The following is a 15,852-nucleotide window of genomic DNA, read 5'->3' on the forward strand; positions in this document are numbered from 1 at the left end:
CTTATGTTCCCGTTGATCTCATCGCTATTCAATCATGTATTCGGCACGGATTTCTCCTGGCCGATACCCACTTTTGGATTTTTCGTAACGCTGTCGTTCGTGCTTTCCTATTGGGTATTCCATAGCGAGTTTGCTCGTAAGGAAAGGGAAGGTCTGATCAACGCCTTTGAAGAACGGGTAGACGTGGGGGGGATGCGTGCCAACGTGTTCATCGGTTTAGGTTATGGGCTGCTTGGCTTTTTGATCGGATTTAAAGGCGGCGGAATATTTCTGGAATATGATTCGTTCCGCAGTAATCCGCTTCACTGGCTGTTGTCAGGTCGCGGCAGCTGGGTTGCCGGGTTGGGTTTTAGGTGTTGTTGGTTCTTTTCTTATTGCTTGTGCAACGGAAATCACTCCTCGAGCCCCGCCGGGAAGCAACACGTATGGTGAGCCCCAAGAAGCTGTTGCCCACCATGCTGCTGTGGGCAGGGTTGACGGGTTTTTTGGGCGCGAGAATCTTCCATGTATTTGAGGATGGTCAGCTTTTCCGGGCGCAGACCTTTATGGAACTATGGGAATCAGGTGGACTGACGTTCTGGGGTGGACTGTTTTTCGGCGCAGCGAGTTATTTCTATATCGGTATGCAGAAGGGAATGGATTGGAAGCACTTGGCGGATATCGGCTCGTTGGGAATGTTGATGGCCTATGGTGTGGGCCGTATCGGGTGCCACCTCTCCGGCGACGGGGACTGGGGCATCGTGAATAACTACGAAAAAACCGTTGAATGGCTACCGCAATGGGCATGGTCGTTCCGGTTTCCACATAACGTGCTCAATCAGGGAGAATACATACCCGGTTGTTCGGGTAAGTACTGCTCCATACTGCCTCATGGCGTATTTCCGACTTCATTGTACGAAGCCGCCGCCATACTGCTCGTCTTTGGTGTGTTGTGGTGTGTACGGAAATACATCAAGGTTCCCGGAATGGTGTTCACGATTTACTTGTTTGTCGTCGGTATTGAGCGGTTTCTGATTGAATTTATACGCGTCAACTACAAATTCAATGTAGGGGGTATTGCGTTGTCAGAAGCACAGTTAATCAGCCTCGGGCTTCTGTTATTAGCGGCGTTCGTTGCGGGGTACCTGTTCATGAAAAACGGAGCCAAACGGCGTTTGGTCAAGTGATTACCGAGTCTCGTACAGACAAAGTCTCGCACACCACAGAGTCCCATACACCGGCCCGCGTATGGCAAGCCCCCGATCAAGGCCCGATGTACCCCACGTACACACTCTTACTGTATTGCTTTTTGCTGGTGCTGTGCAGGAAAAGGTATGCATGAAACGGTGCGGTCTGCAGCTGCGGGGGTAGGTCCACTTTGATATACCCTTCCGTGCGGGTACAGGTGACCGGGTTGCGGCCGGCGACACCTGCGTCCGGACTGTACGCTACCAGCACAACCTCATCCGCAGCTTTTGCCAGTGGGTTCTCTTCACTGGAGAAATAGATTTCAAGCGCCTCCGGCCCGAGTACCACGTCCTGTATATCCACAGATGGAAGCATTCCCATGCTGATTGCCACCCGGTCGGGCACGATCCGCTGATCGGGGTACTGACCCTCGATAGCATCTTGTATCAGCTTCTTGAGCGCCTGGCCAAAAGCCTTGCTTTTGTTGCCCTTGCCGTAGCCCAGCCAGGTTTCAGCGATGATGGAACGCAGCGGATTAAGGAATGCCATCGCCAGACGCAGCCGCTGCTGCACGGCTAGTTTGCCATACGATTTCTCCTTCACCTTCGGTTTGCTCTTGTCGTAGAAAAAATCCATGGTTTTTTGAGTTAGATTTCGGCGTCTGTCAACGGGAGGTATTCGGTACGGGACACCTGTTTTTTCCTGCTATCGGCAAAGAACAGCCACACATGTAGCTCGTTTCCCCTTACCGCTTCGTCAAAAGAGATGAACGCCTCTCCTTCATGCCGCAGGGCGGTTTGGCAAAGGAGCAAATCTAATGAAACGCTGTAGCCGATGGCGTAGCCCACATCGTCCATAGCACCACCCACGCCATAGGTCTTGGGGTTCCACACGACTTTGACTCCTTCGTGGGTCAATATTGCCTTTTCCGCCCCTGCGGTGTACAGCGATCCGTGGCTAAATTTCAGCGCCGGGTAGTTGAGCGTGACTTGGTCGCCCTCCTCCACGAACGCATGGTCATAATTGTAGCTGAAGGCGGCGTTTTTCGCGGTGGCCCGGCTGGTAAGACTACGGAAGCCGATATCAAGCACCGGAGTGATCTTCATAAAAAACTGGTTGAGTAGCTTGAACTTCTGATGCTGTACGGCTTGCTTCTCCGAAGGCTTGAGCTTGTTGCGCTTGATTGTATGCATCCCCTTCATGTAAGGGATTTTTCGCCAGCTGCTGCCAATCACGCTACCTACTTTGCCTTTGAATGGACCATTTATACCTTCTTTAAAAGTTGCCATATTGCTTATCAATTGGTTATCAATCCGTTTCCAAGAACAAGTTTAAAAAATTCCGATAGGTGTTCCAAAATATATTACCATAAAATTTATATGATTTATTTATAACCCTTATAATTTTAATATTCATAATATATTTATTGAGGTCTTTTAATTGACAAAAACGCGGTAAAAAGACGATGAAAAGACAGTAGAAAGACGATAAATACTGAGTACACAGTAAGATTTTTATAATTTTTAATCTATTTTATCATTGAAAAAATGATGAATCTCTTCTCAGCGGTTTTTGGGAATCGCCAACGCTTTTGGAACCCGGCAATGTACCGACGATAATCGTCTTGGGCCGGATTATGGACTGTAGCAGATGAGTCCAAAGGATAAGATAAAACGATCCAAACATTGGGGACAGTGGCTTGTTAGCTATCCACAACATTTTAATCGCTTGTATTATGGTATCGGCACATTCCGCAATTCCTTTCAAAAAATATACCGTCTTAATCATCAGCTTGTTTACGAATTTATTGTCAGCTCAGGGACAGGTCATTATGGAATATGGAAAGGATGTAAACCTTCCAGACCCAAAAGCCACACCATCCGCAACGAAATTGTCCAAGGTGATCGGATGGCCGGAAGGAAGAGCACCTACAGCCCCAGAAGGATATCGAGTAATCCGATTTGCTGAGGGTCTGAACAGCCCCCGGTGGATCTATGAAGCCCCTAATGGCGATTTGTTCGTGTCCGAGGCCCGCAGCGTGAAGCGGGGGTTAGAACGGATCAAAGATTTGGTGAGCGGCAAGGCCAAATCTCGGAATGAAAATCTGGAGGTAAGTTCGCACCAGATTATCCTCTTTCGGGATACGGATGGCGACGGCCAATCGGATTTCCAACGGGTGTATCTTGATGGGTTAAACCGGCCTTTCGGGATGCTGGTACTGGACAACCATTTCTACGTGACCAATACGGATGGTTTGTGGCGGTTCCCCTACGATCCGGAAGCTTCCAGTATCGTAACCGAAGGAGAGAAAGTGCTGAACTTGCCTGCGGGCGGATATAACAATCATTGGACACGAAATATCGTGACCAATGCCGATGGTAGCAAAATCTATATTTCCGTTGGCTCGGGCAGCAACGTGGGTGAAAACGGTATGGAACACGAGGTACGCCGGGCCAATATTCTGGAGATCAATCCAGACGGCACAGGCGAGCGCGTATACGCTTCGGGACTGCGTAATCCCGTTGGAATGGATTGGGAACCGCAAACGGGAGCCTTGTGGACCGCCGTAAATGAACGGGACGAGTTGGGCGATGCGTTGGTGCCGGATTATATCACGGCTGTAAAGGAGCGGGGCTTCTACGGGTGGCCGTATGCTTATTGGGGTCCGAATCCGGACCCGAATTGGTCAGGTAAACACAAAGATCTGGTTTCAAAAAGCATCGTACCCGACTATGCGTTGGGTTCCCATACCGCATCGCTTGGGTTGGCGTTCAGTAGAAACAAGGGATTTAAACCGGGTGCTTACATCGGTCAGCACGGGTCGTGGAACCGGTCGGAATTTGTAGGTTATAAGGTCCTGTACGTACCGTTTGAAAACGGTGAGCCGCAGGGTATGCCCGAAGATTTTCTCACCGGATTCATTGCGGATGCGGAAAAAGGGGAAGTGTATGGCCGTCCGGTGGGAGTCACGTTCACGGGAAACGGATACATGCTAGTAGCGGATGACGCCGGAAATACGATTTGGGCGGTGATGCCGGAGTAAATCTATTCCGCTTACTCAGAGGGGACTGATTGCGTATTCACATTCGATTTCATGTTTTTGTTGAGACCGTCACCAAAAATACACAAATGGCTCGGATTTAAGATGCTATTATTAGACCGGCCATTTTCTTAAGATCTGGGGGCACTTTTTATTTTTGGAAGGTGCCGACCAACCAATCGGGGAAAATACCCAGCAGCAATACCGCTAAGACGGTCAGCGTCGCTATCAAAACGAGGTAGGATTGAGTTGGTCTGATATCGATAGATTCCTCCGATTTCCGAAGAAATGCATTCAGGGGTACTTTGAAATAGTAAAAGAGGGAAATAACGGTCGTGAGTGCCCCGACGATAAGCAGAATAATCATGCCCGGGTTGCCGGTCAGTTGCCAGTTGCCAAAAACCGACGTAAAGACCAGCAGCTTGGCGACAAATCCTGCTGTGGGAGGTAACCCGGTAAGGGAAACCAGCAGGACGACGAAGCCAACGAAAGTGACGGGCATTACCTTTCCCAACCCATGATACTCACGTACATCGGTGGCGCCGGTGCATACTTCCACGTGGTCGACCAACATGAATACCCCCATATTCATTAACGCGTATATGGATAGGTAAAACAGGAGAACAGCATAATCTCCCGCAGAATAGGCCAGCACCGCCATCATGAGAAAGCCCGTGTGGCCGATGGATGAGTAAGCCATCATCCGTTTTACGTCGGTTTGACGCAATGCGGCCAGATTGCCCAGCAGCATGGTAACGACGGCCGATACCAGTATCAGCGTATGCAGGTATTGATAGGCCATACTTTCCACCGGCCAAGCGTATAGGACCCGCGCAAGCAACGCGATGCCGGCGATCTTTGGAGCGGTAGAAAGAAAGGCAGTCACCGGTGTAGGCGCACCTTGGTACACGTCGGGCGTCCAGAAATGGAAAGGCACGAATGAAAGTTTGAATCCAATACCCGTAAAGACCAGCAGCAATGCCATTGCGATAAGTACGGGTGCCGTGCCGGTTAGTCCCTGAATATGAGCAACAGATGTAAAGTCCAGATTGCCCGTGAATCCATACAGAAAGGAGAGGCCGTATAGCATCACGGCAGCACAAACCGACCCAAAAAGTACATACTTCATGGAGGCTTCTGTCTGTCGAGCATCCTTGGCGAGATAACCAACCATGAGGTACGATCCGATGGACACCATTTCGATGGCGACGAACACCATGAGCCAATTGGTAGCCATGGCCATCAGGTTCAGCCCGATGTGAACCGCCAACAGGATGCTGTACAGATCGGCCGTTTTCTTCGGATGTGTGCTGAAGCCTGGATTTGCCTGTACAAACAGAACGAATAGGAAACAGACAGCCGCGGTAAGGACGCGGGTATATCGGCCGAAGGCATCTGCGTCAAGCATCCCGAATAGCAGATCCACTGCTGTGGGCATTGACAATTGCAACAGGCTATACCCCCCCGCCAATAGAATACCCGCAGCGGTGACGACAAATGTGCCGTGCTTCCACCGCTTGTCCAGGAACAATCCGGTGCCGATGCTACCAAGAAACGTAATCGCCAGTACCATTTCGGGCAGCAACATCGGCAATCCTGCGAGGATATGATCCAGTTTATCGCTAATATCGGGTAGTAGTTGGGGCATTGTCAATTCTCAACTTTCAGTTCTCAACTTCAATTAGTAACCACCAACTCCACCAGTGCCAATACCGATGCATTGATCTTGTCGAATGCCAATGCCGGAAATATGCCCAGGGCCAGTGCCAACCCAAGCATCGGCAACATAATGAGGGTCTCGCGCGGAGATGCGTCGGTAAGGGCCTTTGTCCATTCTTCGCCTCCTTTTAGGCGCGTTTGACCAAAAAACATGCGTTGCAATGTCCACAGGAAATAAGCGGCGCTCAAAAGGATGCCCAGCGAACCGGCAATAGCCATCCAGCGGGGGAGGATGCCATTTACGCTTTCGGCGTTGAAGGCGCCTATGATGACGAATGCTTCGCCAATGAATGCCGAAAAACCGGGTAGGCCAAGCGATGCAAAAAACGTAATGGCAACAAAGACGGTAAACCGGGGCATTATACTCGCCAGTCCCCGGAAGTGATAGATGTTGCGGTCGTGTACGCGGTCATACAGCATGCCGACCAGGAAAAACAGCGCGGCAGAGAGAAAGCCGTGGCTGATCATCTGGAACATCGCTCCGGCCGTTCCCTCCGTAGTGAGCGAAGCAATACCAAGCAACACGAACCCCATGTGGGATACCGATGAATAGGCAATCATGCGTTTCAGGTCGCGTTGGGCAAGTGCCACCAATGCGCCATAAATGATCGATACCACGCCGATGAGCCCCAGCCACCATGCAGATTGTTGGGCTGCGTCTGGAAATATACTGAAACAGATGCGCAATATGCCATAGCCCCCCACTTTGAGCAAAATGCCCGCCAGTATGATGGAAATGGGCGTGGGAGCTTCCACGTGCGCATCGGGCAACCACGTATGCAGCGGTACAATAGGTACCTTGATGGCAAAGGCAACGAACAACACGATAAAGCCCAGCAAACGGGCGGAAATGCCGACCAGCTCATGATTGGCAGCGATCGAGAAAATCGCGTCCGGTGCGTAGTTTGCCGGATTCATCATGTACAACATGTTGAATGTGTGAGCGCCCGTTTCTGGATTGGTGACCGAGAAATAGAGGCCTACAATGACAAGGAGCATGAACACCGATCCGAATAACGTGTAGAGAAAGAACTTGATGGCCGCGTATTCGCGCCGTGCACCGCCCCAAATGCCGATCAGGAAATACAACGGCAGCAGCATCAACTCATAAAAGATGTAAAACAGGAAGAAATCCAGGGCACCAAAAACGCCCATGACAGCCATATCGAGGATCATCAACAGGATAAAATAACCTTTGACGCTTTTCTGGATGTTCCAGGAGGCACCGACAGCAATGATCATGACCAGTGCCGTCAAAAACAGAAAAGGCATGGAAAGTCCGTCGACGCCGACAAAATAATCGACTTCCAGTTGTCCGAGACTACCAAGGTCCAGGCGTATCCAGGGCGTACGGTCGACGAACTGATATAGGCGTTCATCGGTAATTCCAGCCCCTTTGGGGTGGAAGAGGTAGTACATACCCCCACTCAATATCAGCTGTAGTATTCCCGTGAACAGTGCAACATATTTATAGATGGCCTTTTTCCCGGCGGGAATGAAAGCCATTAAGAGCGCGGCCGCCAACGGTATGAAAATAAGTAGGGTCAATAGGTGCGGGTTCATAGGAGAACGACGATATGATAAAGCAGGATTACCAAAATTAGCAAAAATAACGTAGTAAAGTAATGTTGCACGCGCCCGGTTTGAAGACGCCGGAATACGTTGCCGAGCCCCCATGCAAGCTTTCCGACCAGTCGCACAAGGCCATCTACGAGGCGTTGGTCTATCCACGCTGCCGTCGCAGCAAAGGAGCGGCCCAGTGCAGCAAGGCCGTTCACCGCACGGTCGACGATGTAGTGATCCGCCCATAGCAATAGACGTGACAGCCGGAGGATGGGGCGGACCACGGTGGCATCATACAGCGTGTCCAGATAGCCCTGGTTTTGGGATAACCGGTAAAACAGGCCGGTAGTCTTCAAGGGATATCTTCCATTGACGTACCAATGCCACGCAACGGTCGCGGCGATACACGTTGCCGAGGCGGTCAGCAGCGGAATGACGAGATGCAGCATCCGGAGTGGCGGCAACGTAGAGACCGTAGTGGTCAATCCCTGCATCAGCCACACATGACCGTCGTTCAAGGGATGGATTGAAAATAACGGGAAAAGTGAGCATCCCGCTAAAAAAAGCATGGGGACGAGCATCTTGGCAGGAGCTTCGTGAGGTCGAAGGGTACCGTTAGCCGAGGTCACGGAAAAAGAGCCAAAGAAGACCTTTGCCAGGAGCCGTAGAATGTAGAAGCTGGTCAGCATGCTTACCAGGGCCAGTACATAGGGAATGAGTTTGGCGGCCCCGGGTTGGAGCGCTGCCCATTCAAACGAATGGACGATCAGCGCATCTTTGGAAAGGTAGCCGCTGGTAAAAGGAAACCCGGCGAGTGCCAGCGAGGCGATAAGCATCGCAGCAAACGTAAGGGGCATATGCTTACGCAATCCGCCCATATTGCGGATATCCTGAGGGTCGATGGCCAGTCCATGTGTTTCCTTGATGTGCTGCATCTCGTGAATAACCGCACCGGCGCATAGAAACAACAAGCATTTGAAGAATGCGTGCGTGGAAAGGTGAAACAGCGCAACCGGATACATGCCGATACCGATGCCGACCATCATGAAGCCCAATTGCGAGATGGTGGAAAAAGCCAGTATTTTTTTAATGTCAAATTGCGTCAAGGCGAAATAGGCTGCCACCAATGCCGTTATAGCACCCGTCGCGGCGATCACCAGCAGGACCGTCTCGTTGAACACCGGAAAAATGCGGGCAAGCAAAAACACGCCTGCGGCTACCATGGTAGCGGCATGGATGAGGGAGGACACCGATGTCGGTCCTTCCATGGCATCCGGCAGCCATACATGAAGCGGAAATTGCGCGGATTTGGCCATCGCGCCAAGGAAAAACGCCAGCCCGGCCACGGTAAGCCAGGGTGCCGGCAGCGTTTCCGGAGCGGCAACGAGTGCCCCGATATCCAAGGTGCCGAGGTGACTATACGTAAGGGCGATGCCAATGAGAAAGCCGAGATCCCCGATCCGATTGATAATGAAGGCTTTTTTATTGGCCTGAACGGCGGCGTCTTTGGTAAACCAAAAACCGATGAGCAGATAGGAGGCAAATCCCACAAGCTCCCAGCAGACATACATCAGCAGCAGGTTGTCGGCAACTACCAATCCCAGCATGGCAAAGCAAAAAAGACTCAAGTACGTCCAATAGCGGTGAATGCCCGGATCTCCCTTCATGTAGGCGGCCGAGTAGACGTGTACGGGCAGCGCAATCAGGCACACCAGTACAAGCATCAACACCGCCATGTTGTCGAGCATCAGTCCTACGTGGAATTCTTGGGAACCGACGGTGAACCAGTTCCATTGCACGTGAATGGGCTCCTGGTTCCATACCTGGCTGAAGGCATACCCCGCCGCTACCAGGCTTAGTGAAATCGCGGAAATAGCAATCGCACCGTTTCCGGCTTTTTTGCCAAGTGCCGCGGACAAGAGGAATCCCAGAAATGGCAATAGCACCGCGGATAGGGCGGCCAGTAGCGGATATGTGAGTGCGGTTGCAGGCAAAATCAATCCTTTAAGTTTTTAATGTCTTCCGGATTTACCGATTTATGGAATTTATACACATTGAGAATAATAGCCAACGCCACGGCTACGGCTGCGGCTGCCAATACAATCGCAAACAGGGCAAACACCTGTCCGCCGTATAGCATTTTATCATACCGGCCGAACGCAACCAGATTCAAAATTGACGCATTGATCATCAGCTCAATGCCTACCAACACCAAAATAGCGTTGCGCCGGGCCAATACCGCATACAGGCCTGCTGCAAACAAGCAAGCGCCTACGATCAGGAAATGGGTAAGCGGGATCACGGCTTAGCCTCCTTCCTTGTAAGGTGAGCGGCGCCGATCAATGCTGCCATCAGCAGAACCGAGACAATTTCGAAAGGCAACAAGTATCGGGTCATAAGCTGTATACCGATGTGCTGTATCGTCTGATCCGTCGGCATAATGACCGTATCCTTTTCACGGGAGGCTGAAATCCATGAAGGCTCTTCCGCTCCCAGCTGAAGGGAAGTGTAGATCAGGACGGCAAGAAATGAAGCTGCAATGACGGCGGACTGCCACGCAGGCAAGGCAAAGAAATGGGAAACCCCTACTTGCAGATCCTTGAGTAATTCCTTGTTGGAGAGCATGAAGGCGAAGAGCATCAGTACCAATACGCCCCCCACATACACTAAGATCTGCGTGATTGCCACAAAGTCGGCCAACGCAAATACATACAATCCTGCGACCGAAAAAAGGACAATGAAAAACAAAAACAACGATCGGGCTATATTGCGTATACTCACCAGCAGCCATGCAGACGCAATCGCAACCGTGGCAAAACCATAAAACAGGAGTGCGGTCATGCTCATCAGCTCCTTTTGGCCGCCTCCTTTTCGGCCTGGAATTTGGTCCATTCACGCTTTTTCTCTTCGATTTCGGTCGGCGTCATCTCGGCAAACGAATAAGTCAGTTCGGCCAAGTTGGTCATACTGCGGTCGTATTGATCCGTCATGGTGATGCATTCGGTGGGGCATACGACGGTGCATAAACCGCAGTACATGCATTTGGCCATATCGATATCAAATTTTGCGGCATATAGACGTTTTACGCTTCCATCGGAGGTTTTGCCAATCACATCGGTCGCTTTGATCGAGTCGATGGTGATGCAATCCACGGGACAAGCCTTTGCACACAGGTCACAGACGATGCAATCGTCGATTTCCACATCCAGCTGATAGCGTGCTACCTCGGGAATCGGCATCTTTTCCCTCGGAAATTGTACCGTGGTAACCCCCTGTTGCTTATCAAAGTAATCGCTTTTGCGCACGTCAAGCACTTCACGCGAACGGCGTGCGCCGAAGAGGTGAGCGAGTGTGATCGCTAGTCCTTTCGCTGCGGTAATGAAGGCTTGTAACGCTATTTTAAACATTTTTTTTCGGCTATCAGCAGTCAGCTATTAACTATCGTAACTATCGGTAGTCGGCCGCCAACGTTGTGCTTTATTTCTAGTTTTCTTGTTCATTACTTTCTTGTTCCCCTGCTCCCTAGTTCCCTTGCTCCCTAGTTTCCTCACACCATTACCCATACCCGCCAAATCCCTGAAATGGCCATGCATAGGAAAGCCAACGGCGTGAGCACCTTCCAGCACAGCGCCATTAACTGATCGGCCCGGAGTCGGGGAAGCGTCCAGCGGATCCACATCTGTATGCCTACCACCAGCAGCGTCTTCGAAAGCGTCCAAAAAACGCCCCAGATCCATCCGGTAGTCCACGTAGCAAGTTTAATCGCACCCATATTGGGTAGCGGGCTATTCCAACCGCCGAGGAATACCACCACGCCAATCATGGCCACCAGGAACATCATGGCGTATTCCGCGAGGAAGACGAAGGCAAATCGGAGCCCTCCGTATTCGGTATGGAAACCTCCCACCAATTCGGATTCAGCTTCGGGGATGTCAAACGGAGCCCGGTTGCATTCTGCGAGCGAGGCAATGAAAAAAATCACATAGGCAACCAGTAGATGCGGAGCCTGGAATACATGCCAGGCGAAAAAGCCGCCAATGCTGGATACGTCCCAGACTCCCAGAAACAATAACGTGTTTTCCGACAGGATTCCCTGATTCACAACCATCTCCTGCATTTGCAACGTTTGGGTGATCATAACGGCTGAGATGAGCGCTAGGCCGGAAGGAATTTCGTAAGAAACAATCTGTGCTACCGCCCGCATGGATCCCAGGAGGGAGAACTTGTTGTTTGAACCCCAGCCTGCCATCAATAGCCCAATGGCATCGACGGAGATAATGGCGATGACATAAAAGAGTCCCAGATTCAGGGACGATGGAGCCAGTTCGGGTGCCCAGGGCATGACAACGAACCCTAAGAATACCGCTATGAAAATGAGGACGGGTGCAACGACGAACAGAATCCTGTCGGCCGCGGCGGGCGTGATAAACTCCTTTTGGATAAGCTTGAGGATATCGGCCAGGGTCTGCAGCGTACCATGCTTGCCGGTTTCCATCGGGCCGAGCCGGTCCTGGACAAATCCGGCTATCTTCCGTTCACTGTATACCGCAAACAACGTGAAACCGGCAATGAACCCAAACAGCGCAATACCAATACCGATATATGTAATGTAAAAGGCCAATTTGTCCTATGCTAAAATATCGTGCAAACATAAGGATTTGGCGGGATAATATATAGTAAGTTGATAGATTATTCGCAGAGTCCTGTTTTTATAGGTGCTCATGAATGCTCCGCAGTTACTCGCGCAAGCCGCATGGACTCGCCATCCGGCTTGCCTTTCTCTTGATTAACGTTGGTTAAGCGGCACGTAATCCCGTTGGGTGCTGCCGGTATAAATTTGCCGCGGGCGTCCGATCGGCTCTTTGTTGGCCTTCATTTCCTTCCACTGGGCTATCCAGCCGGGTAATCTGCCCAGGGCAAAGAGTACGGTAAACATGTCGGTCGGGAATCCCAATGCCCGGTAAATGATGCCGGAATAAAAGTCTACGTTCGGATACAGTTTCCGGTCTACGAAATATTGATCTTTCAGTGCCGCTTCCTCTAATTCTTTCGCAATGTCCAGCACCGGATCGTTAATGCCCAGTCTTTCCAGCACTTCGTCACAGGCCTGTTTAATGATTTTAGCACGCGGATCAAAATTTTTATATACACGGTGTCCGAAGCCCATCAAACGGAACGGATCGTTTTTGTCTTTGGCTTTGGCCAGCCATTTGGCACTGTCGCCGCCATCGTTTTTGATGTTTTCGAGCATCTCGATAACCGCCTGGTTGGCGCCGCCATGCAACGGCCCCCAAAGGGCGGAAATACCAGCAGATATGGAGGCGTATAGATTTGCGTTCGAAGACCCTACGATGCGCACCGTGGAAGTGGAGCAGTTCTGCTCGTGATCCGCATGCAGAATCAGAAGTTTGTGCATGGCACTGACAACCGATTTGTCGATGGTAATATCTTCGGTAATTTGGCCGAACGTCATGTTCAGGAAGTTATGCACATAGTTGAGCTCATTGCGCGGATAAATAACGGGATGACCCAATGACTTCTTATAAATCCATGAAACAATGGTAGGCATCTTTGCCAATAACTTCATGATGGTGAGGTTTTCGTCTTCCTCACTGGGATTGGGGTCGAGTGATTCGGGATAAAACGCAGACAAGGCTCCTACCAGGCAGGATAACTGACCCATCGGATGCGACTTCGACGGAAAACCATCGAAAAATTTCTTCATGTCTTCATGGATCAGCGTGTGCCGGCTGATTTTGGTGCGGAAATCCGCGAGTGTGGCGGCCGACGGCAATTCACCATAGATAAGTAAATACGCCACTTCCAAAAATGTCGATTGTTCAGCTAATTGTTCAATGGGGTACCCCCGGTAACGCAAGATGCCTTTCTCACCATCCAAAAAAGTGATTTCGCTTTTCGTTGCGCCGGTATTCTTATATCCCGGGTCTACCGTAACCGCACCGGATAAATCTCTCAGTTTAGAGATGTCAATGCCTTGTTCGTTTTCAGTACCCGTGATGACGGGTAAATCGTAAGAGTTGCCGTTTATTGATATCGAAGCTGTTTCTGACATAATTTTTTTGGATGAATTGCAAACATAGATAAATTAGCATTTATATGCAACATATTGCATTGCATATAAATGTTAATTTATCGTTCTCTCCACTGCCAATCTTGAATTTTTTCATTAGCGGAAATGTAATGAAATTGGGAAAGAATAAAAGCGTTTGAACAGATTATTGATGCCTTTTTTACGTAAGTTAATGTGGGGCAGGTCGGGTTGTTTGCCAGGGTTGCAATGTTAAATGAGAAAAAATGCAAATAACTTTGCTTTATTACGAAATTTTCGTACCTTTACGATATTAACGTATTTCTGATGGAAAAGCTAACACAACAGGAAGAGGAGGCCATGCAATTAATATGGCGCAACCGGGGCGGTTTTATCAAAGAATTGCTGGATATCATGCCGGAGGAAAAGGTTCCTTATACGACCCTTGCTTCGACCATTAAGAATCTGCAACGCAAAGGTTATGTAAAGGCCGTGAAATATGCCAATGCGTATCGATATGAAGCGATGGTTGATGAAGAGGAGTATAAGAAGTCGTTTATGAGTGGTTTTGTGAGTGAATACTTCAAGAATTCCTATAAAGAATTGGTCAGCTTCTTCGCGAAAGAGGAGAAAATCAGTGCGGATGAACTGGATGAAATTATCCGGATGATTAAAGACCACAAAAATAACTAGTTATGCCCGATCTGATCGTATACCTGTTGAAGGCCAACCTATCGGTTATTCTGTTTTATCTGGGATACCGGTTGTTGTTGCGCAAACTGACTTTTTATAGTCTCAACCGATTTTACCTTTTGTTTTCCTTGGTTTTTTCCTTCACGTATCCGCTCGTAGACATCGACACGTGGCTGGAAGTATCCGAACGTGGGCTGCCCGCTGAAGTAATTTATGTGGTGCCGGATTGGCAACACGTTCCGGTGGACACCTTTGATTGGTGGATATGGGCGATGGGGTTGATCGGAATAGGCAGCTGTTGGTTCGCAGTGAGGCTGGTGGTCCGGTTGTTAAGCCTGTGGCGTATCCATCGGCAATCGCAGCCTTCGGTATGGCATTGGTTCCGATACCGTCAGGTGTTCGGTGACATTTTGCCGTTTTCCTTCTGGCAGCATATTTATGTAAATGTGCATAACCATGAGCCGCGGGATTTGAAGGAAATTTTTAAGCACGAACAGGTTCACGTGGATGGCCTGCACACGTTTGATGTATTGCTGGCCGAAATAGGCAGTGTATTGTCCTGGTTTAATCCGGCGTTATGGTGGATGCGCGCTGCCGTCCGTGAAAACCTGGAATTTCTCACTGATCGAAAAGTGCTATTGAGTGGGGTGGATAGGGAAGTGTACCAATACAGCTTACTGGCCATAGGGCAGCGGTCAGGCCGGCATGCTGATATCGGTAATGGTTTTAATTTTAAAAGTTTAAAACGACGTATCATGATGATGAACAGACAAAGATCGTCCCGGTTACAACTGGGTAAGTATGTATTGGCGGTGCCTGTAATCGCCGCATTTGTGCTGGTGTTTACGGTGAGTAAGGCGTATGAGGATGATGTACCAGGTTCGGTTGCAGATCCAATCACTACAAATGGGACTGGGAAGGATTCAACCGGCCGAGAAAAAAGCGAAATTGTTTTTGTGGATGTCGAACCGCTACCACAAGACTCGACGAAAGAAAAGCTCACAAAAATCCGTGTAACCGGGCGGACGGATACCACGCAACCTGAGCCCCTTCTTATACTTGATGGTAAGGAGCTGCCCGATAGAACGCTAAACGGTATTGTTGATCCCAATAACATCGAGAGCATTTCCGTGTTGAAAGGTGGCTCGGCAACAACGTTATATGGTAGTCGAGGTGCAAATGGGGTAGTGTTGATCACGACGAAAAAGGAAGGGGAGAAAGGAAAAACTCAGACACTGTCGAATGAAGGAGAATCCCGGCAATCGGCAATCACTACCATTACCGACGATCACACGATTTCCATAACGGCGGATACGATTCGGTTGACCGATTCAGCCAAGTCATACGAAGCAAAAGGGAATGTCAGAGGCAGTGCCTGGCCAGGCAAAAGCGACAAAGGAATATTATACGTGGTTGATGGCAAAGAAATTAGCGCTGAAGAATCTAAAAAGATACCACCTCCAGATATTCATTCAATCCACGTTTGGAAAGGGAAAAAAGCCGAGGAAAAATACGGGGAAAAAGGGAAGAACGGAGTCGTTGAAATCACATTGAAGCAAAAGTAGGAAAGGTGAATTAGTAACTGGTACAGTGCGCAACGATTTTCCTTAGCTTCCGGGGT

At 49.8% G+C, this 15,852-nt stretch carries 15 protein-coding genes; 5 read left to right on the top strand and 10 right to left on the bottom strand.

Annotated elements, in window-relative coordinates; translation table 11 throughout:
• Positions 1 to 3 precede the first annotated feature (3 nt).
• Positions 4 to 432, top strand: coding sequence for a hypothetical protein (locus ACFQRK_RS18525; protein ID WP_379009393.1), 429 nt, complete (start codon positions 4 to 6; stop codon positions 430 to 432).
• Positions 426 to 1,166: a prolipoprotein diacylglyceryl transferase gene (locus ACFQRK_RS18530; RefSeq protein ID WP_379009394.1), complete on the top strand. Its 741-nt coding sequence runs from the start codon at positions 426 to 428 to the stop codon at positions 1,164 to 1,166. Before ACFQRK_RS18525 ends, ACFQRK_RS18530 begins: the two co-directional genes overlap by 7 nt.
• 76 nt (positions 1,167 to 1,242) lie before the next feature.
• On the opposite strand, the gene ACFQRK_RS18535 is transcribed toward ACFQRK_RS18530, so the two are convergent.
• A complete protein-coding gene (locus ACFQRK_RS18535) occupies positions 1,243 to 1,803 on the bottom strand; it encodes a DUF6266 family protein (protein WP_379009396.1) in 561 nt (186 codons plus the stop codon).
• Positions 1,804 to 1,814: 11 nt separating this feature from the next.
• On the bottom strand, positions 1,815 to 2,456 hold the full coding sequence (locus ACFQRK_RS18540; protein ID WP_379009397.1) for a DUF6266 family protein: 642 nt from the start codon (positions 2,454 to 2,456) through the stop codon (positions 1,815 to 1,817).
• 446 nt (positions 2,457 to 2,902) lie between these two features.
• On the opposite strand from ACFQRK_RS18540, the gene ACFQRK_RS18545 reads away from it, so the two are divergent.
• The gene (locus ACFQRK_RS18545; protein ID WP_379009400.1) at positions 2,903 to 4,210 is read left to right on the top strand and encodes a PQQ-dependent sugar dehydrogenase; all 1,308 of its coding nucleotides are present in this window, start codon (positions 2,903 to 2,905) and stop codon (positions 4,208 to 4,210) included.
• Positions 4,211 to 4,358: 148 nt separating this feature from the next.
• Here ACFQRK_RS18545 and ACFQRK_RS18550 read toward each other — a convergent pair whose 3' ends face one another.
• From ACFQRK_RS18550 to ACFQRK_RS18585, 8 genes are all read right to left on the bottom strand, one after another.
• Positions 4,359 to 5,855: an NADH-quinone oxidoreductase subunit N gene (locus tag ACFQRK_RS18550; protein ID WP_379009401.1), complete on the bottom strand. Its 1,497-nt coding sequence runs from the start codon at positions 5,853 to 5,855 to the stop codon at positions 4,359 to 4,361.
• 29 nt (positions 5,856 to 5,884) lie between these two features.
• Positions 5,885 to 7,489: a NuoM family protein gene (locus ACFQRK_RS18555; protein WP_379009402.1), complete on the bottom strand. Its 1,605-nt coding sequence runs from the start codon at positions 7,487 to 7,489 to the stop codon at positions 5,885 to 5,887.
• Positions 7,486 to 9,483 carry an NADH-quinone oxidoreductase subunit L gene (nuoL, locus tag ACFQRK_RS18560; protein WP_379009403.1) on the bottom strand — a complete coding sequence of 666 codons (1,998 nt, stop codon included), beginning with the start codon at positions 9,481 to 9,483 and terminating at the stop codon, positions 7,486 to 7,488. Before nuoL ends, ACFQRK_RS18555 begins: the two co-directional genes overlap by 4 nt.
• A 2-nt stretch (positions 9,484 to 9,485) precedes the next feature.
• Positions 9,486 to 9,791 carry an NADH-quinone oxidoreductase subunit NuoK gene (gene nuoK / locus ACFQRK_RS18565; RefSeq protein ID WP_379009406.1) on the bottom strand — a complete coding sequence of 102 codons (306 nt, stop codon included), beginning with the start codon at positions 9,789 to 9,791 and terminating at the stop codon, positions 9,486 to 9,488.
• Entirely contained in the window at positions 9,788 to 10,381 is a 594-nt protein-coding gene (locus ACFQRK_RS18570; RefSeq protein WP_379009407.1) for an NADH-quinone oxidoreductase subunit J, read from the bottom strand. Before ACFQRK_RS18570 ends, nuoK begins: the two co-directional genes overlap by 4 nt.
• Positions 10,336 to 10,896 carry a 4Fe-4S binding protein gene (locus ACFQRK_RS18575; protein WP_379009410.1) on the bottom strand — a complete coding sequence of 187 codons (561 nt, stop codon included), beginning with the start codon at positions 10,894 to 10,896 and terminating at the stop codon, positions 10,336 to 10,338. Before ACFQRK_RS18575 ends, ACFQRK_RS18570 begins: the two co-directional genes overlap by 46 nt.
• 140 nt (positions 10,897 to 11,036) lie before the next feature.
• Complete coding sequence (gene nuoH, locus ACFQRK_RS18580; RefSeq protein ID WP_379009411.1) at positions 11,037 to 12,110, bottom strand: NADH-quinone oxidoreductase subunit NuoH; 1,074 nt, start codon at positions 12,108 to 12,110, stop codon at positions 11,037 to 11,039.
• A gap of 165 nt (positions 12,111 to 12,275) precedes the next feature.
• Positions 12,276 to 13,562: a citrate synthase gene (locus ACFQRK_RS18585; RefSeq protein WP_379009412.1), complete on the bottom strand. Its 1,287-nt coding sequence runs from the start codon at positions 13,560 to 13,562 to the stop codon at positions 12,276 to 12,278.
• Between the two features lie 303 nt (positions 13,563 to 13,865).
• Here ACFQRK_RS18585 and ACFQRK_RS18590 point away from each other — a divergent pair, with 303 nt between their 5' ends.
• Entirely contained in the window at positions 13,866 to 14,231 is a 366-nt protein-coding gene (locus tag ACFQRK_RS18590) for a BlaI/MecI/CopY family transcriptional regulator (protein ID WP_379009414.1), read from the top strand.
• Between the two features lie 2 nt (positions 14,232 to 14,233).
• A complete protein-coding gene (locus ACFQRK_RS18595; RefSeq protein WP_379009415.1) occupies positions 14,234 to 15,796 on the top strand; it encodes a TonB-dependent receptor plug domain-containing protein in 1,563 nt (520 codons plus the stop codon).
• The last annotated feature ends 56 nt before the right edge of the window (positions 15,797 to 15,852 follow it).

The organism is Parapedobacter sp. GCM10030251 (assembly GCF_042666505.1).
In the GTDB taxonomy this organism is placed as follows: domain Bacteria; phylum Bacteroidota; class Bacteroidia; order Sphingobacteriales; family Sphingobacteriaceae; genus Parapedobacter.

Bases quoted from the DNA above. Each gene is read 5' to 3' on its own strand.
- ACFQRK_RS18525 (WP_379009393.1), top strand. From the start codon at position 4: ATGTTCCCGTTGATCTCATCGCTATTCAATCATGTATTCGGCACGGAT.
- ACFQRK_RS18570 (WP_379009407.1), bottom strand. From the start codon at position 10,381: ATGGACCAAATTCCAGGCCGAAAAGGAGGCGGCCAAAAGGAGCTGATG.
- ACFQRK_RS18535 (WP_379009396.1), bottom strand. From the start codon at position 1,803: ATGGATTTTTTCTACGACAAGAGCAAACCGAAGGTGAAGGAGAAATCG.
- ACFQRK_RS18590 (WP_379009414.1), top strand. From the start codon at position 13,866: ATGGAAAAGCTAACACAACAGGAAGAGGAGGCCATGCAATTAATATGG.
- ACFQRK_RS18585 (WP_379009412.1), bottom strand. From the start codon at position 13,562: ATGTCAGAAACAGCTTCGATATCAATAAACGGCAACTCTTACGATTTA.
- ACFQRK_RS18545 (WP_379009400.1), top strand. From the start codon at position 2,903: ATGGTATCGGCACATTCCGCAATTCCTTTCAAAAAATATACCGTCTTA.
- ACFQRK_RS18595 (WP_379009415.1), top strand. From the start codon at position 14,234: ATGCCCGATCTGATCGTATACCTGTTGAAGGCCAACCTATCGGTTATT.
- ACFQRK_RS18540 (WP_379009397.1), bottom strand. From the start codon at position 2,456: ATGGCAACTTTTAAAGAAGGTATAAATGGTCCATTCAAAGGCAAAGTA.
- ACFQRK_RS18550 (WP_379009401.1), bottom strand. From the start codon at position 5,855: ATGCCCCAACTACTACCCGATATTAGCGATAAACTGGATCATATCCTC.
- ACFQRK_RS18575 (WP_379009410.1), bottom strand. From the start codon at position 10,896: ATGTTTAAAATAGCGTTACAAGCCTTCATTACCGCAGCGAAAGGACTA.
- ACFQRK_RS18555 (WP_379009402.1), bottom strand. From the start codon at position 7,489: ATGAACCCGCACCTATTGACCCTACTTATTTTCATACCGTTGGCGGCC.
- ACFQRK_RS18530 (WP_379009394.1), top strand. From the start codon at position 426: ATGGTGAGCCCCAAGAAGCTGTTGCCCACCATGCTGCTGTGGGCAGGG.